This window comes from Amycolatopsis sp. 505 (genome assembly GCF_031625235.1).
Lineage (GTDB): Bacteria > Actinomycetota > Actinomycetes > Mycobacteriales > Pseudonocardiaceae > Amycolatopsis.
Window position 1 is genome coordinate 199,791 of record NZ_JACKQP010000011.1, and the last position, 24,954, is coordinate 224,744.

The window sequence follows — 24,954 nt, forward strand, 5'->3', positions numbered from 1 at the left end:
TGAAACATCGCGAGGGCCGGCCGCGGTCAGTGCGTGACGTCGTAGACCAGCTTCTGGATCCCGTTGCCGTAGGCCTCGCTCTCGACGAGCTTCAGGCTCTGCTTGTCCTTGTCGGTCTCGCTGAACAGCCGCTTGCCGGCACCGAGGAGGACCGGGAACACCAGCAGGTGGTAGCGGTCGATCAGGCCCGCGTCGGCCAGGCCGCGGTTCAGGGTGGCGCTGCCGTTGACGATGATCGGGCCGCCCTCGGTCTCCTTCAGGGCCGCGACCTCGTCCAGGGAACGCAGGATCGTCGTCTCGCCCCAGTTGTCCACCAGGTCCGCCTCGGTGAGGGTGGTCGACACGACGTACTTCGGCATCGCGTTGTAGCCGGCGAACTCCGCGGTCATGCCCGGCCAGACCGGCGCGAACGCCTCGTAGCTGACCCGGCCCATCATCAGCGCGGTGGCCTCTTCCTGCTCGCTGCCCTTGATGGCGTAGGCGGCCGGGTCGAACTCGATGTCCTTGAACGTCCAGCCCGCGTTGCGGTAGCCCGGCTCCCCGCCGGGGGCCTCGACGACGCCGTCGAGCGAAACGAACGAGGTGGAGATCAGGGTGCGCATGCGGTGCTCCTCGGAGGTGGTCGATCCTGCTTCTGCAAGTCTGTCGAACGGGGCGAGCCGGATTCGACACCGCGTCCGGAGAAAACTTCCGACACACCGCGCGGCCGGAAAGTGGGTCTTGCCCGCCGTCCCGCGGGCTCGTACAGTCACTGGCACGCCGGATAAAGGTCTGGACCTTTCGCCGAGCCACCGCCGCCTCGAGTGACACAGGAGGTTGACGGTGCGCAGACTTCACGGTGCGGGCGTGCTCGCGGCGGCGGCGCTGGGGCTCACCCTGCTCACGCCGGTGGCGGACGGCCAGGTCGGGACCGGTCCGTGGACCGCGGACTCGCCGGGCTACTCCGAACAGGAACGCGGGTGCGGGCAGATCTCCGGGCTGACCTTCCAGCTCACCTGCTCGACCGGCAGCGGCGACCAGCGCGCGGAACGCCGCTACACCACCTACACCGGCGGCACCCACCAGTTCGAGGGCTCCTTCAAGATCACCAGCATGTCCGGCTCCCGGATCAGCCTCAAGCAGACCTTCCGGGACGGCTCGAACGCCGGGCCGTACTTCATGCTGGCCGTCGAGAAGGGCGGCCGGATGTACGCGGTGGAGGGCGGGGCGACGCTGGGCAGCGGCGCGACCGTCGGCACGTCGGTGCGGGTCAACACGATCAACCAGGTCGGCAGCTCGCACAAGGTGTACCTCAACGGCTCGCTGAAGCAGACGATCTCGAGCCCGGGCGGCAGCTACTACGACAAGTTCGGCAGCTACCGAACGGCGAGCGGCGCCGGGCCGATCACGGTGCAGTGGAGCGGCGTCAAGTTCTGGCGCAAGTGACGGCCGCGGCGGCGTCTCCGGTCACGCCGGGGGCGCCGCCCAGGCTTCGGGGTCGTCCCAGGCGGACAGCCGCCGCCGGCTGGTGAACCGGCGGTGCGCGCCGGTCAGCGGGTCGTCGAAGTCGAGGACCCTGGCCAGCAGCTGCAGCGGTTTCGTGAAGTCGCCCAGGGGTTTCTCGCGCAGCACCGGGTAGAAGTCGTCGCCGAGGATCGGGACGCCGAGGCCGCTCAGGTGCACGCGCAGCTGGTGCGTCCGGCCGGTCGACGGGACCAGCCGGTACCGGCCCCGGCCGGAGCGGTGTTCGAGCAGCTCGACGTAGGTCTCGGCGTTCGGCTCGCCCGGCACCTCCCGGGCGGCCAGCACCCCGCGGTCCTTGACGATCCGGCTGCGGACGGTCCGGGGGAGGGCCAGGGCCGGGTCGTAGGGCGCGATCGCCTCGTACTCCTTGTGCACCCGGCGGTCGCGGAACAGCGTCTGGTACTTGCCGCGCAGCTCCGGCGTGATCACGAACATCACCAGCCCCGCGGTGACGCGGTCCAGCCGGTGCGCGGGGGACAGGTGCGGCAGGTCGAGGTCGCGGCGCAGCCGCACCAGCGCCGTCTCCAGGATGTGCCGGCCGCGCGGGATCGTCGCCAGGAAGTGCGGCTTGTCGACCACCAGCAGGTGCTCGTCGCGGTGCACGACGTCGATCGCGAAGGGCACCGGCACCTCGTCGGGGAGGTCCCGGTGGAACCAGATGAACGAGCCCGGCGCGTACGGCGTGTCGATGCCGAGCGGCCCGTCGGTGCCGTGGATGCGCTCTTCGCGCAGCATCTGCTCGATGCGGTCGGGCGCGACGCGCGGCAGCCGGTCGACGAGGTGCGCCAGCAGGGTCGGCCACTCGCCGTCGGGCAGTTTCAGCCGGGCGGGGTCCAGCCCGTGGCGGGGCGGGATCGGCGGGCGGAGCTTGCGTCTCATCGCCCCCGACTGTAACTAACCCTCGGACGGCGTCCGGTAGCGCGCGAGGTAGCGAGCGGTCGCCTCGGCGTTCTTCGCCTCGGCGGCCTCGGCGCGGATGCGGCGCCCGGTGTTGTGCGGGAAGCCCTGCCGGCCGAGCCGGTGCTCGACGCTCTCCTCCATGTACGCGCACGAATAGAAGTACGCGACCAGGGCGGCCATCAGGACCAGCGAGAGCCGCAGCCAGATCGACCCGGGCAGCAGCAGCCACACGGCGCACAGCGGCGCGATGCCGATCGACCGCTGGAGCACGAACCGGGCCCGCCAGTGCTTCGACGTCGCGTCGTGCAACGCCCAGTCGTTGTAGCGCTCGGGGAGCCGCACGCCCACGGCGTAGCCGAACCAGCGGAGCACACTCGGTCGTTCCATGAGTCTGATAGTACACTAATGCTTAGTGCGCTAATCAATAGCGCGATCGACGACACAGGAGGATCGGGGCCATGATCGACCTGGGTGAGGACCCCCTGAAGCTGGACCGGCAGGTGTGCTTCGCGCTGTCGGTGGCTTCGCGCAGCGTGATCGCGATCTACCGGCCGCTGCTCGAGCCGTACGGCCTGACCCATCCGCAGTACCTGGTGATGCTCGCGCTGTGGGAACGCTCGCCGCGCTCGGTGAAGGACCTCGGTGCGGCGCTGCGCCACGAACCCGCGACGCTGTCACCGCTGCTCAAGCGGCTGGAGGCGCTCGGGTACGTCACGCGCACCCGGAATCGTTCGGACGAGCGGCAGCTGACGGTCGAGCTGACCGGGACGGGCCGGGCGCTGCGGGCGGAGGCGGAGAAGATCCCGTACAAGGTGGTCGAGACGCTCGGGATGGACGTCGCCGAGCTGGAAGCCCTGCACGCCGCGCTGACCCGCGTCATCGACGCGACCGCCTGAGGAATTCCCGGCCGCCCGGCGCGTTGCTCCCGGAGAGCCTTCCGGGAGGAATCTTGCTGAAGATCAGGCTGGGTGTCGCCCCCGCGGCCGGGACCGGGCCGGCGGAGTTCGCCGGACTGGCGGCCCGGCTGGAGGACGCGGGCGTCGATTCGCTGTGGCTGTCGGAGCTGGTCTACTCGCCCGAGGTCGACCCGATGATCGGCATGGCGCACGCGCTGGCGCGGACGTCGAAGCTGAAGGTCGGTACCGGGGTTGCCATCCTGCCGGGCCGGCACCCGGTGCTGGTCGCCAAACAGCTGCTCACGCTGGCCGGGCTCGCGCCCAAGCGGGTGCTGCCGGTGTTCGGCCTCCGCCCGGCCCGCGCGGCCGAAGCCGGTCTGTTCCCGGTGCCGCCGGGCCGCCGTGCCGCGGTGTTCGACGAATCGCTCGTCCTCCTGCGCCGGCTGCTGGAGGAGGACGAGGTTTCCTTCGACGGCGAGTTCTTCCAGGTCGACGGCGTCCGCCTCGGCCCGAAACCGGCGAAGCGCCTCGACGTCTGGCTGGGCGGATCGGCCCCGGCCGCGCTGCGCCGCACGGGCCGCCTCGCGGACGGCTGGCTCGGCAGTTTCCACCCGCCCGCCCAGGCCCGCGACGCCCGGCTCGCGATCCAGCGGGCGGCGGCGGAGGCCGGACGCGAGATCGAAGAGGACCACTTCGGGCTCAGCCTGGCCGTCGCGGACCGGGGGATCCCGGACGAACTCGCGGCGGTGGCGGCCCGCCGCAGCCCCGGCGTCCCGCTGACGGACCTGGTGGCGACGAGCTGGCCGGAGGCCCGCCGGCTGGTGGAGCAGCACATCGAGGCCGGGCTGTCGAAGTTCGTGATCCGGCCCGCGCACGCCGATTTCGACGGGTTCCTGGAGAAGTTCCAGGCGGAGCTGGTGCCGCTGCAGAACTAGGTGTGATGTCCAGGACGTTGTTCCGATTTGAGGTGACCCGGTGTCGGCCTGTCGTGCTGACAGGTGAAGGCCTCCGGTTGTGAAGTGGAGCTGTCTAGGAACCACATCACGCCTCCGGAGGCCTTCGTGTCCCACCCTAACGCCACCCTGACCCCACGCACCCGGCTACGACTGGCCCGCCTGATCGTCGAGCAAGGCTGGACCTGCGCCGAAGCAGCGAAGATATTCATGGTCGCGGCAAAGACCGCGGCGAAGTGGGCCAAGCGCTACCGCGATGAGGGCGCGGCCGGGATGGCTGATCGCAGCAGCCGGCCCCACCACAGCCCGGGCCGGTGGTCCGGGCGATCGTGAAGCTGCGGTGGCGGCAGCGGCTGGGCCCGGTCCAGATCGCCGGCCGGCTCGGCCTGCCCGCCTCCACCGTGCACGCGGTCCTGGTGCGCTGCCGGATCAACCGCCTGTCCCGCATCGACCGGGTCACCGGCGAACCACTGCGCCGCTACGAACACGACCACCCCGGCTCGCTGATCCACGTCGATGTCACCAAGTTCGGCAACATCCCCGACGGCGGCGGACACCGCTACGTCGGCCGGCAACAGGGCGAGGTCAACAAACGCGCCACGCCGGGTCTGCCTCGCGGTGCGGACTACAAGCCCCGCACCGGGACCGCGTTCGTGCACACCGTCATCGACGACCACTCCCGCGTCGCCTACGCCGAAATCCACACCGACGAAACCGCCGCCACCGCCACCGCAGTCCTGCGCCGCGCGGTCGCCTGGTTCGCCGACCTCGGCGTCACCGTCGAACGAGTCCTGTCCGACAACGGCTCGGCCTACCGCTCGCACGCCTGGCGAGACACATGCGCCGAGCTGGGGATCATCCCGAAACGGACCCGGCCTTACCGGCCGCAGACCAATGGCAAGATCGAACGTTTCCACCGGACGCTGGCCGACGGGTGGGCCTACGCCTGCTTCTACCCGACGGAGACACTGCGGCGGGCGGCGCTGCCGGGGTGGCTGCACTTCTACAATCACCATCGACCCCACAGCTCAACCGGCGGCAAGCCGCCGGTCACCCGGCTGACCAACCTCCCTGGACACCACAACTAGGGGCGGCCGGCCCGGTCCTCGGTGACCAGTGCTCAGAACTCCAGCTGCTCGGTCTTCCGCGGCATCAGCACCAGCGCCCCCACCGACAGCACGGCCACGGCCAGCAGGCCCAGGAACACGTAGTGCGTCGCATCGGCGAGGGCCCCGCGCACGAAGACGGCCGCCGGCGAATCGTCCGCGTGCCCGCCCAGCACCAGGCTCGTCGCGTCCACCGAAGGCGGCAGCGGTCCCACTCCCGGCGGCGGCGAAGCGAACCGCGAAGCCAGCGTCGCGTTCGCGATCGCCCCGAACACCGCCGCCCCGACCGCGCTGCCCAGGGAGCGGCTGAACAGGTTCGTCGCCGTCACCACGCCGCGGCGGTCCCAGCCCACCACCGACTGGATCGCCACCAACGTCGGGCTCGCCGCCAGCCCCAGCCCGATCCCGAGGACGAACGCCGCGAAAGCCGCCGCCCACAGCGAAGAACCCGCGCCCAGCAGAGCCACCAGGACACCGCCGGCGATGATGAACACGCTGCCGATCAACGCCGTGTCGCGGAAGCCGATGCGTAGGTAGATCTTGCCCGCCAGGGACGCCGAAATCGGCCAGCCCACCGTCAGCGCCGCCACCGCGAAGCCCGCCACCAGCGCCCCCGCGCCGAGCACTCCTTGGGCGTACGTCGGCAGGTACGACGTCAGTCCCATCAGGACCGCGCCCACCACCACCGCCACCAGGTTGCCGCCGACCAGGACCCGCCGCGTGAACACCCACAGCGGCAGCACCGGCTCCGCCGCGCGCTTCTCCACCAGTACGAACGCCACCAGCAGGACCACGCCCGCGATGAAGATCGCCACACTCGGCACCGAACCCCACGCCCACGCGACGCCGCCCTCGAGCAGGCCGAGGATGATCAAGGAACAGCCGATGGTGAGCAGGCCCGCGCCCAGGTAGTCCACCTTGTGCGGCTTGCGCTCGACGCGCTCGGCGAAGCCGCGGAACAGCATCAGCGCCGCGATCGCGCCCAGGGGCAGGTTGATGAAGAAGATCCAGCGCCAGTCCAGGTACTCGGCGAACAGGCCGCCGAGCGTCGGGCCGACCACCGAAGCCGCGCCCCAGACGCTGGCCACGTAGCCCTGCACCCGGGCGCGTTCCTCCACCGTGTACAGGTCGCCGATGATCGTCATCGACATCGGCTGGATCGCGCCGGCGCCGATGCCCTGGACCGCGCGGGCGGCGATCAGCACCGGCATGCTCCAGGCGGCACCGCACAGCACCGAGCCGACCAGGAACGCCGCAATGCCGAAGAACATCACCGGACGGCGGCCGAGGACGTCGGCGAACTTGCCGTAGAGCGGCACCGTCACCGCCTGGGTGAGCAGGTAGATCGAGAACAGCCACGGGAACTGCGCGAACCCGCCGAGGTCGCGGACCACCGACGGGACGGCGGTCGCGATGATCGTGCTGTCCAGCGCGACCAGCGCCGTGCTGAGCATGACCGCGATCAGGACCGGGCCGCGTTCGGACCGGAAGCCGACTCCCGTGGTGGCGGCGGACGTCGTCATCGGCGGGGTGCTCCTCGGAACGGTCATGACCGGAGTCAACTGCTTTGCAGTCCTAAGCATTCCATCCCGGCGGTACCGGCCCCAGCGGATTTCCGGACGCCCGTGGCGGAAGATGGTCGGGATGAGCGACTGGATCCGGCCGATCGGGCGGGGCTGGGTGGTCCGCGACGCGGTCCCCGGCCCCGACGTCGACGAGTTCGCCGAGCCCGAGCGGGTGATCGCCGCGCTGGCCGCGCCCGGCGCCGCGGACAGCCTGCTGGCCGTGCAGCACCCGGCCCGCACGCCCGCCGCCCTGGCGCGCGGTCTCGACCTGACGGCCGCCGTCCCGGTCGCCCGCGCCGTGCTCGAACGGCTGAAGAAGCGGTTCTACCGGCCGGTGCGGGACATCGTCGCGCCCTACCGGGTCGAAGGACCGGACGGCGTGGCGCTCGGCCTGCTCTGCCTGGTCGACCCGGCGGCGGTGACCGACGACGGCGCCGCGCGCGTCCGCCACACCGAGGACGTCTACCCCGACGTCGTCGCCGAACGGGCCGCGGTGCTCGCCGGCCTGGGCTGCGCGACGAGCGCGGCGCTGCTCGTCCCGGCCGCCGGTGGCCCGGAGCTGACCGAGCAGGTCGAACAGGCCTGCGCCGGCCTCGGCCTGCCCGATCTGTCCACTTCGGACGCGGCCGGGCGGCGGCACGACCTCTGGGTGGTGCCGGAAGGACCGCTGCAGAGCCGCCTGCTGGCCGCGGTGGCCGGCACGGACCTGCTGGTCGCGGACGGCAACCACCGCGTGGCCGCCGCGGCGGCGGCCGGCCACGGCGCGCTGCTCGCCCTGGTCACCGCGGGACCGGCGTTGCGGATCGGCGCGATCCACCGCGTCCTCACCGGCACCGGCCTCGGCCCGGAGGACCTGGTCTCGCGCTGGTGCGCGGCCGGCCTGGACGTCCGCTACGACGAACACGCCGTGCCGGTCCCCGGCGAGGTGGTCGTGCGCGCCGGCGGGGCCGTGCTGCGGGTGCCGCTCCCGGCCCCGGACGGCCCCTGGCCGGTGATCGACCACGAGCTCGTCGAACGGGTCCTGTTCGCCCGCGCGCTCGGCATCGACCCGGACGGGCCGTGCGTCCGCCCGCTCCCGGCGGGCCGCCCGCTGCCCCCGGACGCGGACGCGGTGGTGCTGCTGGCCCCGGTGGCCTACGCCGACGTTCTCGCCGTGCACGCCGCCGGCCGCCGGATGCCGCGGAAGGCCACCTATTTCACACCGAAGCCGCGCAGCGGGCTCGTGCTGGCGGAGCTTTAGCGGGCGTCCCACCAGTTCAGGACCCGGGTGGCGAACAGCGTCAGCCACTTCGACGGCTGCCCGGCCGGGACGTCCACGTCGAACCAGACCCGGCCGGCGTCGGTCCGCTCCTGCCGCCACGTCCCGTCCGGCTGCCGGGCTGCGTGGATCAGGGCGATCGCCTCGGCCAGCCGGTCATCCCTGCGGCCGGCGTCGCGGAAGTAGGAAGCTGCGTTGAGCACGTCGTAGCGCCAGCGGAACGGGTAGCCGAACTCCGTCACCCACGGGCCGATCGGCTCACCCGTGGAAAGCCGCCGGAACAGCCCGCGTTCCAGCAGGTATTCCTCGCCCGCGAGGCGCGCCGCCCGGGAATCCGCGGTGCCGCCGGTCGCCACCTCGTAGGCGAGCAGGCCCTTGAGCGCGTTGAGCGTCGAGTGGACCGACGAGCGCGTCGAGCCCTCGACCCACGCGCAGTTCCAGCCGCCGTCGGGGAGCCGGTGCTCGACGAACCACCTCGCGATGCCTTCGACGTCCGCACCGAGCCACACCCCGTTGGCCAGCGTCCAGGCGTTGATGCAGCAGTCGACTTCGCCGTCCCAGTACGGCAGGTCGTCGTACTCCCAGCGGCAGTTCCGGGCGAGCCGCTCGGCCGTACCGCGCAGGACGGCGCCGTCGAGGCCCCATTCGCGCAGGGCGTTCAACGACCAGGTCGTCGCCGTCCACGGCTGCGGTTCACCGTCGGGGAAGCCAGCCGGGAAGTACGCGCCGCCCGCCCACCGGCCGTCGGCGTCCTGCAGGTCCAGGAGCCGCGCGCCGAACCCTTCGACCGCGACCCGCGCCCGGGTCGCCTCCCAGACCGCCGGGGGTTCGCCCGCCAGGTCGCGCTCCACCTGCCAGCGCTGGGCCGGGTCGGTGTCGCGCAACCAGGCGAGCAGGTTCATCAGGCTCCCGTGACGCCGTCGATGGCCTCGCGCAGGAAGTCCGCGTGGCCGTTGTGCCGGGCGTACTCGTGGATCATGTGCAGCATCACCAGCCGCAGCGAGACGTCCTCGCCCCAGCGCGGCTGGTGGCCGGTGACGTCCAGGGACTCCGCCGCTTCTTCGATCTTGCGCGATTTCTCCACCTCGGCCTGCCACGCCTCGAAGGCTTCGGCGCGCGTCGAGGAACTCGCGTCGTAGGCGGCCTGGAAGTCCCCTTCGGACGACCAGCGCAGCGGGACGTCCTCGGCGTTGATCACCCGCCGGAACCAGGTGCGCTCGACCTCGGCCATGTGCCGGACCAGGCCGAGCAGCGACAGCGTCGACGGCGGGCTCGACGCGCGCCGCAGTTCCTCGTCGGACAGTCCGTCGCACTTCATCGCGAGGGTGGCGCGGTGGAAGTCGAGGAAGGTGCGGAGCATTTCGCGCTCGCCCCCGGTCAGGGGCGGTGCGGGGCGTTCGAAGGTCACGCGGGAGTGTCTATCACGCCTTGAAATGTCATACCCGTGTTTTAAGCTCGCGCGGTGGACTTGCCCGTTATGCCGCCGGTGCGGCCGATGCTCGCGAAAGCGGTGCACGAGGTGCCCCGTGCCCCGGGGCTGCTCTACGAGCCCAAGTGGGACGGTTTCCGGTGCGTCGTGTTCCGGGACGGCGACGAGATCGAGCTCGGCTCCCGCAACGACCGCCCGCTGACCCGCTACTTCCCGGAGCTGGTGGAGCTGCTGGCCGCCGCGCTGCCGCCCCGCTGCGTCGTCGACGGCGAGATCGTGGTGGTCACGCCGGCCGGGCTCGACTTCGAGACGTTGATGCTGCGGCTGCACCCGGCGGCTTCGCGCGTGCGCAAGCTCGCCGAGGAGACGCCGGCCAGCTTCATCGCCTTCGACCTGCTGGCCCTCGGCGACACCGACTTCACCGGGCAGCCCTTCCGCGAGCGGCGCAAACAGCTCGAAAGCATCTTGGGCAACGCCGCCGAAGGGCTGCAACGCGTCCACCTGACCCCGCTGAGCGAGGACCCGGCGCAGGCCGAAGACTGGTTCACCCGGTTCGAGGGCGCGGGCTTCGACGGCGTCGTGGCCAAGCCCGGCGACCTGCCGTACGAGCAGGACAAGCGCGTCATGCTGAAGGTCAAGCACGAGCGCACGGCCGACTGCGTCGTCACCGGGTTCCGCTGGCACAAGGACGGCGTCGGCGTCGGCTCGCTGCTGCTCGGGCTGTTCGACGACGAGGGCGTCCTGCACCACATCGGGGTGGCCACCAGTTTCACCAAGGCCCGGCGCGCCGAGCTGGTCGAGGAACTGGCGCCGCTGCGGGAAAACGCGCTCGAAAACCACCCGTGGCGCACCTGGGCCGAGTACGAACCGCAGCCCGGCCGCCAGCCGGGCGCGAACAGCCGGTGGGCGCCGCAGAAGGACCTCTCGTGGGAGCCGCTGCGGCCGGAATGGGTGGCCGAAGTCCGGTACGAGCACCTGCAGGGCGGCCGGTTCCGGCACGGCGGGCGGCTGGTCCGGTTCCGGCCCGACCGCACGCCGGAGTCCTGCACGTACGCCCAGCTCGACGAGGCGCCGCCCGCCGAGCTCGCGAAGCTGTTCGGGGAGGCGCGATGAGCGGGGCGGTCCTGGTGGACGCCGACGGCGTCGAGGTGAAGATCAGCAGCCCGGACAGGGTCTACTTCCCGGAGCGCGGCGAGACGAAGCTCGACCTCGTCGAGTACTACCGGGCGGTGTCCGGGCCGCTGCTGGCCCGGCTCGGCGGGCGCCCGCTGCTGCTGGAGCGCTACCCGGACGGCGCCGGCGGCAAGAACTGGTTCCAGAAACGCGTCCCGAAGGGCGCGCCGCCGTGGCTGACCACCACCGTCGTCTCGACCCCGAACGGCACGACCAGCGACGCGCTGGTGGCGAAGGACCTGGCCCACATCCTCTGGGCGGTGAACCTCGGCTGCCTCGGCTTCCACGTCTGGCCCTACCTCGCCGACACACCCGAGGTCACCGACGAGCTGCGCGTCGACCTCGACCCGTCGCCCGGCATCGGCTTCGACCAGCTGCGCGAAGCCGCGGCGCTGACCAGGGAGTTCCTGGCCGAAAACGGCATCGAGGGGCACCTGAAGACGTCGGGCTCGCGCGGGTTGCACCTGTACGTGCTGCTCGAGCCGCGCTGGGACAGCTTCCAGGTGCGGGCGGCCGCGGTCGCCCTGGCCCGGGCCCTCGAACGCCGGCACCCGGAGAAGATCACCGCGCAGTGGTGGAAGGAAGAACGCGGCACGCGCGTGTTCGTCGACTTCAACCAGAACGCCCCGCACAAGACGGTGTTCGGCACGTGGTGCGTGCGCCCGCGGGTCGGCGGCCAGGTGTCGACGCCGATCGGCTGGGACGAGCTGGACACCGTCGAGCCGGACACGCTGACGCTGAGCACCGTGCCCGCCCGGCTGGCCGAGCGCGGCGATCCGTGGGCGGGCGCGGGGGAGCGGCCGCAGTCGATCGAGCCGCTGCTGGAGATGTCCGAGCGGGACATGGCGGCCGGGCTGATGGACGCGCCGTGGCCGCCGGTGTACCCGAAGATGCCCAACGAGCCGCCGCGGGTGGCGCCGAGCCGGGCGAAGAAGACGTGATCACGGCGGCCCGAGGCGCGGGTGGAGCTGGCTCCACGCGGTGAGCGCGATCAGCGCGGTCAGCCCGAACACCGCCCCGGACCCGAGGCCCGCGGCCGCCGCGCCGGCCAGCGGTGAGGCCACGGTCTGGCCGACGCCGAGCCCGGCGAACGACCACGTGATGCCCCGGGCCGGCCGGTCGGGGAACAGACGGGCCGCCCAGAGGATGCAGAGCCCGGTCAGCGCCATGTAGGTGCTGCCGAACAGGGCGCCGGAGAGCAGGGCGACGGGCACCCCCGGGTTCGGCAGGGCGAGGAGGGCGAGGCCCGCGGCGGTGAAGGTCCACGTCGCGAGGTTGACCGTCCGCAGGCCCGCGCGCCCGGCCGCCCGTCCCGCCAGGCCGCCGAGCAGCCCGGCCGCGCCGATCGTGGCCCAGCACCAGGTCGCGGCCACCGGGCTCAGCCCGGTTTCGGCGAGCCGGGAGGTGGAGAACGTCCAGTACGGCGCGCTGGTCACGCCGATGAGCGCGGAGTTGGCCACGAGCGGGACGATCCCGCGGACCGGTCCGGAGACGGTGGGCACGCCGGGGGACCGGGGCAACGTCCGCCAGGCGAGCAGCGTCACGGCCACGCCGAGGGCGGCGAACGCCGACCAGATCACCGGCCAGCCGAAGGCCAGCAGGGGAGTGAACGCCGACGCGGCCAGCCCCAGGCCGGTCCCGGTGTTGGCCCAGGTCTGCGCCCGGTCGCGGGTCCGCGTCCCGACCGTCTCGCCGATCAGCTGCGCGACACCCGGCGACACGAGTCCCGCGCCGGCCCCCGCAACGGTGATCCCGGCGCCGAACACCACGACGTGCGGCGCCAGCGCCATGACCGCGAGCCCGGCCGTCGCCGACGTCGCGGCCAGCAGAACGGTCCCGCGTGCCGACCGCGCGGACGTTCTCGGCGCCAGCAGCAACCCGAGGCCGTATCCCGCGGTGGAGAGACCACCGAGGACGCCGACGCCGACCGTGGTCAGCCCGAACGTCTCGCTGAACCGCGGCACGAAAGGCCCGTAGGCGTAGCGCGCGAACCCGTAGCAGAGGGCGATCACGACCGCGCCGACCGCGGCCGTGGAGGCCCAGCTGTCCGTCTTCGTCCGCGTCGTCACCTCGTCCACCAAACAGACAGGTCTGTCTGATGTCAAGTAATGATAGGATCACCGCAGTTACAGAACCAGACCGATCTGTTCGGAGGGATGCCGTGGGCCGGACCCGTCCCGGCGACGCGGGCGCGAAGGTGCTCCAGGCCGCGTCGGCGCTGTTCTACCGCGACGGCATCCACGCCGTGGGCGTCGACACGGTGGCCGCCGAAGCCGGGGTGACGAAGGCGGCCCTCTACGGCAACTTCGGGTCCAAGAGCCGGCTCGTCGTCGCGTACCTGCGCGAGCGCGATCGGCAGTGGCAGGAGGAGATCGACCGGATCACCGCCGCGCACACCGATCCGCGCGAGCGGGTGCTGGCGGTGTTCGACGCCTACGAAGCCTGGCTTTCCCGCGACGGCTACCGCGGCTGTGCCTTCTTGAACGCGACCTCGGAATTCCCCGACCCCGCCGACCCGGTCCGCGAAGTGGTCCGCCACCACAAGACCGGGTTGCACAGTTACCTGCGGGCGCAGCTCCGGAGCGACGAAGGCGAGCTGGCCGACGAGCTGATGCTCCTGCTGGACGGAGCCACGGTCACGGCAGTGGTCGCCCAGAACTCGCGGCCGTTCGACACCGCGAAGCGGCTCGCGCGGACGTTGATCGCCTAGACCGGCAAGTCGAGGGCGAGCTGTCCGGCGCCGACGCCGGACAGCGTCGCGACGCACGCCGGGCACGGCGCGAGCTCGGACGTGGTCAGGTCGACGGGTTTCCAGCTGCGGGACTCACGCGCCCCGCACGCCGAGCGCCGGTAGCGGAGGTCGCCGGAGCGGGTCATCAGGTGGGCCAGGGGGACGTCCTCGGGCAGCACGCCGACCAGGTACCAGCGTGGTGCGCTCACCGCGGTGGTCGTCATGGCGGTCAGTGTCCGTCGCGGTGGCCGCGGCGGCGGCGCATTTGCCGATCTTCGGCGTGGCGGGGCGCTCAGGCCTGGTCGGGCAGGTACCGCAGGATGTGCAGCAGGCCGCGTTCGTCCACGGTGTCCGGGTCGTCGGCCACGCAGCGGCCCAGGTCGGCGAGCACGGCGTCGGTGTCGATGCCGGCGCCGATCAGCACCAGCTCGGTCCGCCGCGGCTCGCCCGCCGGCCAGGCCGACCGCTCCAGCTGCACGAACCCGCCGACGGTGTGCAGGTGGAAGCGCGCTTGCGCGCCGGTCGGGCCGAAGTCGGCCTGGCCCTTCATCCGGTAGAGCCCGGCCGGGCGCCGCTCGAGGAACCCGACGAAGGCGCGCGGCGCGAGTGGCGTCCCGGCGGTGAAGGTGACCGTCTGGTACTCGGCGTGCAGGTGCCGCGAATGGTCGTGGTGGTCCTCGCGCAGGTCGTCGAACGACAGCTGGCCGGCGCGCTCGCCGCGGGGTTCGGGGTCGAAGAACAGCCGCGGGTCGACCCGGCCGTGCTCGGTGACCAGCAGCGGGCGGCCCGGGGCCAGCTCTTCGACGGTCGCGGCGAGCTTCGCGAGTGCCTCGGCGGGCACCCGGTCGGCCTTGTTCAGGACCACGAGGTCGGCGAGCCGCAAGTGGTCGGCGAGCTCGGGGTGGCGTTCGCGGGCGGCCTCGAACTCGGCGGCGTCGACGACCTCGGCCAGCCCGCCGTAGCGGATGTCCGGGTTCTCGCTGGCGATCATCAGCCGGATGAGGTCGCGGGGCTCGGCGATGCCGCTGGCTTCGACGACGATGACGTCGATGCCGGCTTCGGCGCCGGACAGCTTCGCGAGCATCGCGTCCAGCCCGCTCGCGTCGACCGCGCAGCACAGGCAGCCGTTGCCGAGGGAGACCATCGTGTCGACCTGACCGGCGACCGCGAGCGCGTCGACGTTCACCTGGCCGAAGTCGTTGACCACGACGCCGACCCGGGCGCCCTCGCGGTTGGCGAGCAGGTGGTTGAGCAACGTCGTCTTGCCCGCGCCGAGGAACCCGGCGACCAGGACTACGGGGATGCGCCTGGCGGTCACGAAAACTCTCCCTCCGCTGCCGATCACCGCGACTCTAACGCGGGCGCGCGTACCCGGGTGGCCGCCCCTGGTGAAGGCCGTTCGCCGATTGCCCACGAAAAGACGAAGGCCGGCCGCCGATAAAGGATCACGCGGGTTTTGCCGCCCGGGGTGATCGATTGACCGGAAATGCGCTGCGCCATGTCCGAATAACGCTTGGTAGCAGTTATTTTTTCAGCCGGACCTCGTGTGCGCTGGAATTCCGGGATCGCCGGGACGGCGTTCCCGAGTGGCGGAGCCCGTCCCGCGAAACGTGGGGTATCCTCCCCCGCCTGGCCGGAGTCCCCAGGGCAGTGGGGACTTCCGGCCGGCAGTGTCGTCGGCGACCCTCGGAGGAACGGTGAACCTTTTCGTCGGGCTGCAGATCGCGATTTCGGAGAGTGGGGAACCGCGGTGACCGTTACACCCGAGCGGGTGACGGCCTCGTTGCCGCTCTACCCGCAGCGCGTCTCGGAAGAGCAGAGTGTCAATTCCGCGGAAGCGGAGGAATTCCTGGACCGGATGTTCGCCGAAGGCGCCGCGGAACAGGGCGAGCGGTTCGAGGACCGGCTGGCGCAGGTGCGCGCGGAAATCATGGAAACCGGCACGTACCGGCACACGCCCGCCGAGCTGGCGTACGGCGCGCGGGTCGCGTGGCGCAACTCGGCGCGCTGCATCGGCCGGCTGTACTGGCGCAGCCTGCGGATCCGGGACCGCCGCCGGGTCACCGACCCCGCCGCGATCGCCGGCGAGTGCGTCGCCCACCTGCGCCAAGCGACCCGGGGCGGGCGGATCCGGCCGACGGTCACCGTCTTCGCACCGGACACGCCCGGTGCACCGGGCCCGCGAATCCACAACGAGCAGCTGATCCGCTACGCCGGGTACCGCTTCGAAGACGGCTCGGTCCTCGGCGACCCGCGGTACGCCGAGTTCACCGAGCAGGTGCGAAGACTCGGGTGGCGGCCGCCGGAGCGAAGAGGTTCCTTCGACGTCCTGCCGCTGCTGATCGAGGCCGTGCCCGGCGAACCGCGGCTGTTCACGCTGCCGCCGGACGCCGTCCTGGAGGTCCCGCTGACCCACCCCGATCACCGCTGGTTCGCCGGACTCGGGCTGCGCTGGCACGCCGTGCCGGCCATCAGCAACATGCCCCTGGAGATCGGCGGCGTCACCTACCCGGCGGCGCCGTTCAACGGCTGGTACCTCGGCACCGAGGTCGGGGCCCGGAACCTCGCCGACGAGCAGCGCTACGACCTGCTGCCGGTCATCGCGGACCTGATGGGCCTCGACACCGCGTCCGAGCGCACGCTGTGGCGCGACCGCGCGCTGGTGGAGCTGACGCTGGCGGTGCAGCACTCCTTCGACGCGGCCGGCGTCACGATGGCCGACCACCACACCGAATCGCACCGGTTCCTCTCCCACCTGGAACGGGAGGAGCGGGCCGGGCGCCGGTGCCCCGCGGAGTGGAGCTGGATCGTGCCGCCGATTTCCGGCGGGCAGACCGCGGTCTTCCACCGCTACTACGACGAACCGGACCCGTCGGAGCGACCCGCGTTCCTGCCGCCGCCGTGAGAACCGCGGAGAGTAGCGTGGAAGCGCCCGTTCGGCGGATCGTGGGCGACCCACGGGGCAGTCCGGTCCGCGAAGGCCGACAATGGACCGCATGACCGCAGTCCTCGTCGCCTACGCCGGGCGTCACGGCGGAACCCGGCAGATCGCCGAGGTCATCGCCGCCGAGCTCGGTGCAGCGGGCCTGACCGTCGACGTGCGCGACGCCGCCGACGTCGCGGGCGTCGAGCACTACGCCGCGGTCGTCGTCGGCAGCGCGCTGTACTACCACCGGTGGCGGCCGGAAGCCGTCCGGCTGCTGGAACGCAACGCCCGGGCGCTCGCCGAGCGTCCGGTGTGGTTGTTCCACAGCGGACCGTGCGGCCCGGGCGCGGCCACGCACCAGGTCAGCCTGCCGGCGAACGTGGCCCTGCTGGCCGCGCGCATCGACGCGGAGCGCACGGCCACCTTCGGCGGCCGGCTGGACCCGGCGACCGTGCACGGGCTGATCCCGAAGCTGCTGGCCTCGGGCCGGCGCGCCGGCGACTTCCGCGACTGGGACCGGATCAAGGCCTGGGCCCGGGACGTCGGCCGCCGGGTCCGCACCCGCGTCTCGCTCTGATCCTCTTGCCCGCCCGGGGTGGTGGGTGCTAGACCGAACCCGAGGTCTTCCGGTGGGAAACCGACGGAACGGGGCGAACGTGACGGATCGGAAAGCGCTTACCGCGGACCAGCGCAACAGTTTCCTCGCCGCACTGCTCGGCTGGAGCATGGACTCGTTCGACTACTTCCTGGTCGTGTTCGTCCTGGCGGACATCGCGAAGGACAAGTCGTTCGGCGCGACGGCCACGCAGCTGGCGTTCATCACGACGGCGACGCTGGTGATGCGCCCGGTCGGCGCGCTCCTGTTCGGCCTGTGGGCCGACCGGGTGGGCCGCCGCATCCCGCTGATGGCCGACGTCGTGCTGTATTCGGTGGCCGGCCTGCTGTGCGCGTTCGCCCCGAACTACGCGGTGCTGCTGGTGCTGCGGTTCGTCTACGGCATCGGCATGGGCGGCGAGTGGGGTCTGGGCGCGGCGCTGGCGATGGAGAAGATCCCGGCCGAGCGCCGCGGCTTCTTCTCGGGCCTGCTGCAGGTCGGCTATTCGATCGGCTACCTGCTGGCGGCGCTGGCGTACCTGCTGTTCCATTCCGCGCTGGGGCTGCAGTGGCGCTGGATCTTCGTGCTGAGCATCTTCCCGGCGCTGATCAGCCTGCTGATCCGCGCGCGCGTCCGCGAGTCGGAGGTGTGGGAGACCGCGCGCGAGAAGCTGAAGGTGACGCGGACGTCGGTGAAGGACATCCTGCTGAACCCCAAGGTGATCCGCCGTTTCGGCTACCTGATCCTGCTGATGACGGCGTTCAACTGGATGAGTCACGGAACCCAGGACGTCTACCCGAGCTTCCTGAAGGCCCACGACGACGGCGGCGCGGGCCTGAGTGCGTCGACGAGCACGTGGATAGCGGTGCTGTACAACATCGGAGCCATCATCGGCGGCCTGACATTCGGGACGCTGTCGGAGAAACTGGGCCGCCGCCGCACCATCGTGGCGGCGGCGGTGCTGGGCCTCCCGGTGGTCCCGATCTTCGCGGTCGACCACGGCGCGGGGATGCTGGCGCTGGGCTCGTTCCTGATGCAGATCATGGTCCAGGGAGCGTGGGGAGTGATCCCGGCGCACCTGACGGAGATGTCCCCGGACGCCATCCGCGGCTTCTACCCGGGGGTGACGTACCAGCTGGGAAACCTCTTGGCGGCGTTGAACCTGCCGATCCAGCAGGCGATCGCGGAGTCCCACGGGTACCCGTCGGCTCTGGTGTGGACGGTGGTCCCGGGGCTGATCGCGGTGGCCGTGCTGACGGCGATCGGAAAGGAGGCGAAGGGGATCCGGTTCGGCGAGTCCGCGGTGGCCACCGCGCCGGCGGGTTCGAAGTGAGCGGAGCTGTCTGAAGGATCGACTCGTCAGCGCAAGAGCAGGCGCACGTACTTGTCCAGGATCACGATCGCGTCACGCCAGGCATCCCTGACGTCCTGCGGGACGTGATTGCCCGGCTTGTTGATCGTCATCAAATGCTTGTTCAACAGGCCCGGCGCGGTCACCCGGTGCATGAAGTTCTCGGCGCAGAACTCCATGAAGTCGCCCGCCTGGTACTTCCTCCTCTCATCGGGCTGCCTGCCCCGACCCAGGTCGAGCCCGAGCAGGTATTGCCCGTTATTCCGCCGCAGCACCGTCCAGGCGTCGCGGAACGCCTGCTCGTCCTGGTTCAGGGCGTCCGGCTTGGTGGTCATCAGCATCCGCTGGAACGAGGCATGCCCCAGCTCGTGCAGCAACAACCGGAGGAAGATGCCCGGACGCTCCCCTTCGACCCCGGGTTCGAGATGCACGATCCTGTCCGCGTGCGTGTAGAGGCCGCCGATGTTGTTGGCGCTCTTAGACCTGAAAAATATTCTGATGCCGGCCTTGGTCAGATAATCCACGAATGCCGGATTCGTGTCCAGGAATCTGTTGAATTCGCGAAGGTTGGGCACGGAGACCGTCTCGGCATATGATGTTTTGACTTTCGAGTTCAGCTTTTTGGCTTCCTGTTGTTTCTCCAGTAGCTGCAGGGCGATTCTGCTTCTCGGGTTATCCGGCGAAGGCTTGGGTGGGTTTTTCTCGTACTCGAAAAGGAGGTCGATGATCTTGGGGATCTCCTTGACGGCCAATCCGACGGTTACCCTGTGGATCCGGCGGTCGTCGATCATGGCCTCGATGACCGGCTGCACGAACATGCCGTATACGGCGTCGATCGATTTCTTGATCCGGTCCCGGTCTTCCTGCGGGAGATCCTCGTAGGTCGCCACCGGCTTGCCGTGCCATGCCAGTGTGCGCTGCACCGGGAGGTGTCCGGCCAGGAGCCCTGATACGGCCTGGTTGCCGGCGGTCCGTTGTAGCTGTAGCGCGCGGACGGCCGCGGGAGGAAGCGCCGGACCCGGCCGTTCGCCGCGTGCCGGCGTTTCCCGCGGGTCCCGTGCCGAATGGTCAATCCTGTTTCTCGAATGGCGCACGGTTCCCCCTGGGGCCACGACGTCCGACCCGGCTTATGGTCCTGGCGGCCCGGGTTTCGTGTCAATACACGAACGGGTGACTTTCGAGATTGGGGAATTCACGGCGTCACAAGCGCCGCTTCATAAGCGAAGATCGTCAGCTGCACCCGGTTCGACACATCCAGCTTCGCGAACGCTCGCGTGATGTGCGTCTTCACCGTCGCCTCGCTGAGAAACAGCTCCGCCGCGATCTGGGCGTTCGGTTTGCCCTGCGCCACCGCCGTCACGATCTCGCGCTCCCGCTCGCTCAGCAGCTCCAGCTTGGCCTGGGCCCGCGATCGCCTCGGGTTCGCCCGTGTTGCCACGAACTCGCCGATCAGCTGCTTCGTCATCCTGGGTGACAACATCGCGTCGCCGTTCGCCACCACTCGGACGCCGTCGATGATCTCCTGCGGTGAGCCCTCCTTCAACAAGAACCCGCTCGCTCCCGCCGCCAGCGCCTCGAACACGTACTCGTCCAGGTCGAACGTCGTCAGGATCAGGACCTTCGGCGGGCGCGGCTGGGCCAGCACCGCCGCCGTCGCCACCAGGCCGTTCATCCGGCGCATGCGGATGTCCATGATCACCACGTCCGGCGCGTGCCGGGCGACCTGCTGGACCGCCTCATCGCCGTCGCCGGCCTCCGCGACCACCCGCAGATCGGGGGTGCTGCCCAAGATCATGGACAGTCCGGTGCGGACCAGCGGGTCGTCGTCGACGAGCAGTACGCGCACGCTCACCCGCCCATGCTAGGGCGCCGGTGCCACCCACGGCAGCCAGGCCCGCAGAGCGAACGTCCGCTCGTCGACCGGCCCTGCCGACAACGCGCCGCCCAGCAGGGAAATGCGCTCGTTGACGCCGGTCAGCCCGGTGCCCGAGCCCGGCGACGGCACCGGGTGCGGTGGCAGCGGGTTGAAGATCTCCACCGACAACCCCGCGCCCGGACCGCCGCGGACCAGCACTTCCGCCGTCGCTCCCGGAGCGTGGCGCAGCACGTTGGTCAGGGCCTCCTGGAGGATCCGGTACGCCGCCGTGGCGAGCGGGGCCGGGGCCGTCGACGCCTGGTCGAGCAGGATCGTCACGTTGACCGCCAAACCCGCTTGCCGGGCGCCGGTGATCAGGTCGGGGATGTCGGCCAGAGTCGGCTGGGGTGGCTCCGCGGGACCGCCGGACGCCCGGTCGGCGAAGCCCGTGGTGCGCAGCACGCCGATCACCTGGCGCAGGTCGTCGAGTGACTGCCGGGCGGTGGTCCGGACCGTCTTGGCCGCCTCCACCGCGTCCGGCGTCGTGGCCGCGGTGACCTCCAGTGCGCCCGCCTGCAGCGAAAGCAGGGACAGCCGGTGCCCGAGGACGTCGTGCATCTCGCGGGCGATCCGCGCCTGCTCCTCCCGGCGGGCCACCTGGTCACGCAAGGCCGCCTCTTCGGCGGCGAGGCGCCGCCTCTCGGTGAAGCTGTACCGGACGATCCCCAGCGTGAGCGGGACCGCCGTGTAGACCGCCGCGGTGACGACGACGCCGATCAGCTTGGCGCCGATCGTCTCGGTCGAGATCCAGGCCTCGGCCAGCGACGACTCCACGGGCCGGCTCGCGTCGCGCCACACCGCGAGCCCGGTCGCGGCGAACACGAGCGCCGCCGCGCTCCAGCGCCACCAGCCGGTGAAGCGGGTCGCGAGCGCGGCGAGCGCGATCAACGCGGCCAGCGAATCGGCCACCAGCAGCAACGGTGGCGCCACCGCGATGCCGGTCACCACCAGGGGCCAGCGCCACCGCCACACCAGCATGATCGACGCACCGACCCCGAAGAACCAGCCGAGCGCCGCCGCGGCCGTCACGTGCAGAGCGTCGGTGCCGGGCAGGCTGATCTCCAGCGACACGTTCACGATGCCCGTCACCAGGCTCGCGGCGACTGCCAGCACGGTGCACACCACGCCCAGCACGGACCGTCCCATGGGGATCAGCCTACGAGGTGACCACCCCGTCCCCATCAGCCGTTCCGCTCGTCCGCCTCGCGGCCGGTGACGACTTTCGTCGTACGCGGCCGAGGCCTGCGGACGACGCGGGCGGGGCCGCGCCAGTGGTTTTCTTCTCGCCGTCAAGCGCCAGGTGAAAGGAAAACCCCGATGACCGACTACACCCCGCTCCAGCAGCACCCGGCCCCGCAGGCGGCGGCGCCGCGCAACGGCCTGGGCACGGCCGGGTTCGTCCTCGGCCTGATCGGGTTGGTGTTCTCGCCGATCCCGCTCATCGGCGTGGTCGCGTGGCCGCTGGCCGTGCTCGGCCTGATCCTGGCGGCGGTCGGCGTGGCCAGAGTGCGGTCCGGGAAGGCGACCAACAAGGGTCTCTCGATCGCCGGTGTCGTCGTGTCGCTGCTCGCCCTGGTCGTCAGCATCCTGTGGGCGGTGGTGATCAGCAAGGCGATCAGCGACGTCAACGACCAGGCCACCGCCCACCACACCATCGTCTACGAGGTGAGCGGGGACGCGAAGGCCGCCGACGTCGTCTACAGCACCTTCGACCGGGACACCATCCTGATCAACACCGAGGCCGGTGCCGCGGTGCCGTGGACCAAGACGGTGGAAGCCACCGGGTTCCTCGCCGGGTCCCAGTTCACCGTCACCGCCGGGCCGGACGGTGGCTCGGTCAGCTGCAAGGTGACCGTCGACGGCAAGGAAGCCAAGACGGCGACCGCGGCCGGCGCCGGAGCCATCGCGAGCTGCACCGGCTTCTGAACCGCCCGTGGCGCCCGGACGAGGGGGCCGGGCGGCACGGGGGAGAGGTGGGACCCGGCCAGGGGGCGGGTCCCACCCTCCGCGGTTCAGCTGCAGTGCTCGAACTCGCTGTCGTAGGCCTGGCCGCCGGCCGAGCCGCCCCACTTCACGCACTTGTCCGCCGCCGCGGCCTTGACCGGGCCGGCGAACCAGGAGAACGAACCCGAGTCGGTCTGCCGCGCCGAGCCCTTGACCTCCAGGTAGGCCGAGGTCGCGGTGGCCGTGCCGGCGGAGCCGTTCTTCATCGTGCTGACGCAGTTCTGGCCGTTGGCCGCGTTGTACGACAGGTACACCGTGCCGGCCGCGCCGCCGGTGCCCAGCGGCGCCGAGTCGATGACGCTGTAGCCGCCACCGCACGCCGGGGCGCCGAGCGCGTCATCGGTGACCGTGGCGAAGCGGATCGCGTCGTACGGGTGCTCTGTGGGACCCACTTCGAACAACACCCCGGCCGACGACTGCGAAAGCGGCACCATGTCCGAGTACGCCGCGCCGCCGCCCCACACGAGCAGGCTGCCGGCGTTGCCGGTCCAGTTGGCGCCCTCGTCGAACGACGAGTGCACCCGCAGCTGCTCGCGCTCGCCGCACACGGACGGTGCGGCGAACAGGATCCGGTTGTACTTGCCGCCGGTGTCGGTGGCGCTCATCCGGGCCGTCGAGCCCTCGACCGTCGGCGCGACGAGGTCGGTGGCGAAGCCGAACTTCGAGCTGAACGTCGCGCCGCCGTCCGAGCTGATCGCGAACGCGCGGTTGCGGGTGCCGTCCGCGAGGCACTTGTTGCCGTCGTTCGCCTGGTTGCGCGCGGCGGCGTAGATCCGGCCGTCCCGGAGCTCGGTGACGCTGATCTCCTGCGGGTTGATCGCACTCGTCGCCGGCTTGTCGGTGGCGCCGAGGTGCCACGTGCTGCCCTGGTCGTCGCTGTAGACCAGCGCGCCGATGTTCGAGTAGCTCATCCCGGCGACGAGCCGGCCCTTGTGCGCGCCGCGCGTCAGCACGATCCCGTGGGACGGCCCGGTGGCCAGCCAGCCCGGCGCGGCCGAGAAGCCGAGTTCGGTGGTCAGCGTCTTCGGCGCGCCCCACGTCTTCCCGTTGTCCTCGCTGATGGACACGCGCGGGATCCGGCCGCAGTCCGGGTTGGTGTAGCACTGCATGGTCGACAGCAGCACGATCCGGTTGCTGCCGGGGATGACGATCGGCGCGGGGTTGCCCTTCGTGTCGCCGAACGCGGTGATGACGGTGTTCAGCGCGCCCCACGTCTTGCCGCCGTCGGTGGAACGCTTCATCACGAGATCGATCTTGCCCAGGTCGGCGCAGGCGTGGGCGCCGCTGTTGCGGCCTTCGGCGAAGGCGAGCAGGTCGCCGTTGTTCGCCTTGACGATGGTGGGGATGCGGTAACAGTCGTGGCCCTCGGTGTTCTTGTTGAACACCAGCGTGCTGGCCACATCGGCCTGGGCGGTGGCGGCACCGACGGCCGCCGGGACGGCCAGGGCGGCACACCCCAGCAGCCCGGCGAGCAGCCCTTGGGCGAGTCGGGTGATCTTCACGGTTCGAGCTCCCTACGGATTCGTTCTTCGTCTCGCCAGCAGCGTCGACACGATCCGTACAAGAGCCGTACAACCTCGCGTATAACGAACTATACGTGACGCGCAGGGAAAATTCAGGTGAACGCGGCCAGGGTCCCGAACCCGGTCGCCAACACCAGAAGCGTGGACAGGAGACCCAGGAGCAGCGCCCGGCCGCCGCCGCGCCGCAGGGTGCCGAGCCGGACGGCGCAGCCGAGCCCGAAGAGCGCGCCCGCGAGCAGGAGCGTCGACGCGGTCTTTGCGATGTCGAGCGCGAACGGGGGGACCAGGCCGGTGCTCCGGACGGCGACCATCGCGAGGAAGCCGAGGAGGAACAGCGGCACGAGCGGGGCGTGCGTGTCGCGGCGGCCGCGTTCGGCGGCGCCGACGAGTGCGACCACCGGGGCGAGCAGGACCACGCGGCTGAGCTTCACCACGACGGCGATCCCGACCGCGGCGGCGCCCGCGGGCCCGGCCGCCGCGACGACCTGGGCGACCTCGTGCACCGAGATCCCGGCCCAGCTGCCGGTCCGGGCGGCGTCGAGACCGAGCGCGTGGGCGAGCAGGGGGAGCGCGGCCAGGGTGAAGCTGCCGTAGCAGGTGACGAGCGCGACGGCGGTGGCGACGTCTTCGTCGTCGCGCTCGACCACGCCCTCCATCGCGGCGATCGCCGAGGCGCCGCAGATCGAGAAGCCGGTGGCCACCAGCAGGGCGAGTCCGCGGGGGACCCGGACCAGCCGGCCGAGGCCGAGGGTGCCGAGGAAGGTGACCGCGACCGTCAGCACGACCGCGGCGAGCGTGCCGGGGCCGAGCGCGAGCACGGTGGGGACGGCGAGCTGCAGCCCGAGCACGACGACGCCGGCGCGCAACAGGCGTTTCGTCAGCTGGGCGACGGCCCGGCGGTGCTCGTCGGTCAGGACGGGCGTGCTGCCGACGGCGACGCCGAGCACCACGGCGACGGTGAGCGCGCCGGCCACCGGCCACACCGAGCTGAGCGCGTACGCCGCGGCGACGCCGAGCCCGGTGATCGCCAGGCCGGAGGTTTTCGCCGCTGTCAGTTCCATGCCTCCAGCGTCGCCGGTGCCGGGCGCGCGCGGTAGCCGGCGGTCGGTGCTGAGGTCATAGACTG

General features: G+C 71.3%; 25 protein-coding genes and 1 pseudogene. 12 read left to right on the forward strand and 14 right to left on the reverse strand.

Annotated features, from left to right (window positions below):
* Nucleotides 1-26: 26 nt before the first annotated feature.
* On the reverse strand, nt 27-602 hold the full coding sequence (locus H5965_RS36300) for a dihydrofolate reductase family protein (RefSeq protein WP_310975528.1): 576 nt from the start codon (nt 600-602) through the stop codon (nt 27-29).
* A gap of 244 nt (nt 603-846) precedes the next feature.
* Between H5965_RS36300 and H5965_RS36305 the strand changes: the two genes are divergently transcribed.
* A complete protein-coding gene (locus H5965_RS36305) occupies nt 847-1,425 on the forward strand; it encodes a hypothetical protein (protein ID WP_310975757.1) in 579 nt (192 codons plus the stop codon).
* A 21-nt stretch (nt 1,426-1,446) separates the two neighbouring features.
* On the opposite strand, the gene H5965_RS36310 is transcribed toward H5965_RS36305, so the two are convergent.
* Nucleotides 1,447-2,382 (reverse strand): RluA family pseudouridine synthase, encoded by a 936-nt coding sequence (locus H5965_RS36310; protein WP_310975529.1) that lies wholly within the window; start codon nt 2,380-2,382, stop codon nt 1,447-1,449.
* A gap of 15 nt (nt 2,383-2,397) precedes the next feature.
* The gene (locus H5965_RS36315; protein WP_310975758.1) at nt 2,398-2,775 is read right to left on the reverse strand and encodes a DUF5313 domain-containing protein; all 378 of its coding nucleotides are present in this window, start codon (nt 2,773-2,775) and stop codon (nt 2,398-2,400) included.
* An 86-nt stretch (nt 2,776-2,861) separates the two neighbouring features.
* On the opposite strand from H5965_RS36315, the gene H5965_RS36320 reads away from it, so the two are divergent.
* The 3 genes and pseudogenes from H5965_RS36320 to H5965_RS36330 all read left to right on the forward strand — a co-directional run bounded on the left by H5965_RS36320 (nt 2,862) and on the right by H5965_RS36330 (nt 5,340).
* Nucleotides 2,862-3,299: a MarR family transcriptional regulator gene (locus H5965_RS36320; RefSeq protein WP_310975530.1), complete on the forward strand. Its 438-nt coding sequence runs from the start codon at nt 2,862-2,864 to the stop codon at nt 3,297-3,299.
* Nucleotides 3,300-3,352: 53 nt separating this feature from the next.
* On the forward strand, nt 3,353-4,234 hold the full coding sequence (locus H5965_RS36325) for a TIGR03854 family LLM class F420-dependent oxidoreductase (protein ID WP_310975532.1): 882 nt from the start codon (nt 3,353-3,355) through the stop codon (nt 4,232-4,234).
* A gap of 126 nt (nt 4,235-4,360) precedes the next feature.
* Nucleotides 4,361-5,340, forward strand: a pseudogene (locus tag H5965_RS36330) (IS481 family transposase).
* 32 nt (nt 5,341-5,372) lie between these two features.
* Here the strand turns inward: H5965_RS36330 and H5965_RS36335 are convergent.
* A complete protein-coding gene (locus H5965_RS36335; protein ID WP_310975759.1) occupies nt 5,373-6,881 on the reverse strand; it encodes an MDR family MFS transporter in 1,509 nt (502 codons plus the stop codon).
* A 121-nt stretch (nt 6,882-7,002) separates the two neighbouring features.
* Between H5965_RS36335 and H5965_RS36340 the strand changes: the two genes are divergently transcribed.
* Entirely contained in the window at nt 7,003-8,163 is a 1,161-nt protein-coding gene (locus H5965_RS36340; protein ID WP_310975534.1) for a DUF1015 family protein, read from the forward strand.
* Here the strand turns inward: H5965_RS36340 and H5965_RS36345 are convergent.
* Together H5965_RS36345 and H5965_RS36350 are read right to left on the reverse strand one after the other, a co-directional pair.
* Nucleotides 8,160-9,083: a squalene cyclase gene (locus H5965_RS36345; RefSeq protein ID WP_310975536.1), complete on the reverse strand. Its 924-nt coding sequence runs from the start codon at nt 9,081-9,083 to the stop codon at nt 8,160-8,162. The genes H5965_RS36340 and H5965_RS36345 overlap by 4 nt on opposite strands.
* On the reverse strand, nt 9,083-9,589 hold the full coding sequence (locus tag H5965_RS36350) for a DinB family protein (protein WP_310975537.1): 507 nt from the start codon (nt 9,587-9,589) through the stop codon (nt 9,083-9,085). The genes H5965_RS36345 and H5965_RS36350 overlap by 1 nt, the downstream gene beginning before the upstream one ends.
* Before the next feature lie 54 nt (nt 9,590-9,643).
* Here H5965_RS36350 and H5965_RS36355 point away from each other — a divergent pair, with 54 nt between their 5' ends.
* A complete protein-coding gene (locus H5965_RS36355; RefSeq protein WP_310975538.1) occupies nt 9,644-10,723 on the forward strand; it encodes an ATP-dependent DNA ligase in 1,080 nt (359 codons plus the stop codon).
* Nucleotides 10,720-11,724 (forward strand): non-homologous end-joining DNA ligase, encoded by a 1,005-nt coding sequence (gene ligD / locus H5965_RS36360; protein ID WP_310975539.1) that lies wholly within the window; start codon nt 10,720-10,722, stop codon nt 11,722-11,724. The genes H5965_RS36355 and ligD overlap by 4 nt, the downstream gene beginning before the upstream one ends.
* Here ligD and H5965_RS36365 read toward each other — a convergent pair whose 3' ends face one another.
* Nucleotides 11,725-12,852 carry an MFS transporter gene (locus H5965_RS36365; RefSeq protein ID WP_310975540.1) on the reverse strand — a complete coding sequence of 376 codons (1,128 nt, stop codon included), beginning with the start codon at nt 12,850-12,852 and terminating at the stop codon, nt 11,725-11,727.
* 92 nt (nt 12,853-12,944) lie between these two features.
* On the opposite strand from H5965_RS36365, the gene H5965_RS36370 reads away from it, so the two are divergent.
* Nucleotides 12,945-13,493: a TetR/AcrR family transcriptional regulator gene (locus H5965_RS36370; RefSeq protein ID WP_310975541.1), complete on the forward strand. Its 549-nt coding sequence runs from the start codon at nt 12,945-12,947 to the stop codon at nt 13,491-13,493.
* Here the strand turns inward: H5965_RS36370 and H5965_RS36375 are convergent.
* Both H5965_RS36375 and H5965_RS36380 read right to left on the reverse strand, forming a co-directional pair.
* Nucleotides 13,490-13,738: a hypothetical protein gene (locus tag H5965_RS36375; protein ID WP_310975542.1), complete on the reverse strand. Its 249-nt coding sequence runs from the start codon at nt 13,736-13,738 to the stop codon at nt 13,490-13,492. The two genes, H5965_RS36370 and H5965_RS36375, sit on opposite strands and share 4 nt — an antisense overlap.
* A 68-nt stretch (nt 13,739-13,806) precedes the next feature.
* Nucleotides 13,807-14,832 (reverse strand): GTP-binding protein, encoded by a 1,026-nt coding sequence (locus H5965_RS36380; protein ID WP_310975543.1) that lies wholly within the window; start codon nt 14,830-14,832, stop codon nt 13,807-13,809.
* Between the two features lie 453 nt (nt 14,833-15,285).
* Here H5965_RS36380 and H5965_RS36385 point away from each other — a divergent pair, with 453 nt between their 5' ends.
* The 3 genes from H5965_RS36385 (at nt 15,286) to H5965_RS36395 (ending at nt 18,368) form a co-directional block, all read left to right on the forward strand.
* Entirely contained in the window at nt 15,286-16,419 is a 1,134-nt protein-coding gene (locus tag H5965_RS36385; protein ID WP_310975760.1) for a nitric oxide synthase oxygenase, read from the forward strand.
* A gap of 91 nt (nt 16,420-16,510) precedes the next feature.
* Nucleotides 16,511-17,017, forward strand: coding sequence for a flavodoxin domain-containing protein (locus H5965_RS36390; protein ID WP_310975544.1), 507 nt, complete (start codon nt 16,511-16,513; stop codon nt 17,015-17,017).
* Nucleotides 17,018-17,096: 79 nt separating this feature from the next.
* Nucleotides 17,097-18,368: an MFS transporter gene (locus H5965_RS36395; RefSeq protein WP_310975546.1), complete on the forward strand. Its 1,272-nt coding sequence runs from the start codon at nt 17,097-17,099 to the stop codon at nt 18,366-18,368.
* Between the two features lie 26 nt (nt 18,369-18,394).
* Here H5965_RS36395 and H5965_RS36400 read toward each other — a convergent pair whose 3' ends face one another.
* From H5965_RS36400 to H5965_RS36410, 3 genes are all read right to left on the reverse strand, one after another.
* Nucleotides 18,395-19,309, reverse strand: a complete 915-nt coding sequence (locus H5965_RS36400) for a hypothetical protein (RefSeq protein WP_310975547.1) — start codon at nt 19,307-19,309, stop codon at nt 18,395-18,397.
* Between the two features lie 269 nt (nt 19,310-19,578).
* The gene (locus tag H5965_RS36405) at nt 19,579-20,238 is read right to left on the reverse strand and encodes a response regulator transcription factor (RefSeq protein ID WP_310975549.1); all 660 of its coding nucleotides are present in this window, start codon (nt 20,236-20,238) and stop codon (nt 19,579-19,581) included.
* A gap of 9 nt (nt 20,239-20,247) precedes the next feature.
* Nucleotides 20,248-21,447, reverse strand: a complete 1,200-nt coding sequence (locus H5965_RS36410) for a histidine kinase (protein ID WP_310975551.1) — start codon at nt 21,445-21,447, stop codon at nt 20,248-20,250.
* A 171-nt stretch (nt 21,448-21,618) separates the two neighbouring features.
* Between H5965_RS36410 and H5965_RS36415 the strand changes: the two genes are divergently transcribed.
* The gene (locus H5965_RS36415; protein WP_310975553.1) at nt 21,619-22,227 is read left to right on the forward strand and encodes an MmpS family transport accessory protein; all 609 of its coding nucleotides are present in this window, start codon (nt 21,619-21,621) and stop codon (nt 22,225-22,227) included.
* A gap of 86 nt (nt 22,228-22,313) precedes the next feature.
* Here H5965_RS36415 and H5965_RS36420 read toward each other — a convergent pair whose 3' ends face one another.
* Entirely contained in the window at nt 22,314-23,807 is a 1,494-nt protein-coding gene (locus tag H5965_RS36420) for a sialidase family protein (RefSeq protein WP_310975555.1), read from the reverse strand.
* Between the two features lie 113 nt (nt 23,808-23,920).
* The gene (locus H5965_RS36425) at nt 23,921-24,889 is read right to left on the reverse strand and encodes a putative sulfate exporter family transporter (RefSeq protein WP_310975557.1); all 969 of its coding nucleotides are present in this window, start codon (nt 24,887-24,889) and stop codon (nt 23,921-23,923) included.
* Nucleotides 24,890-24,954 lie beyond the last annotated feature (65 nt).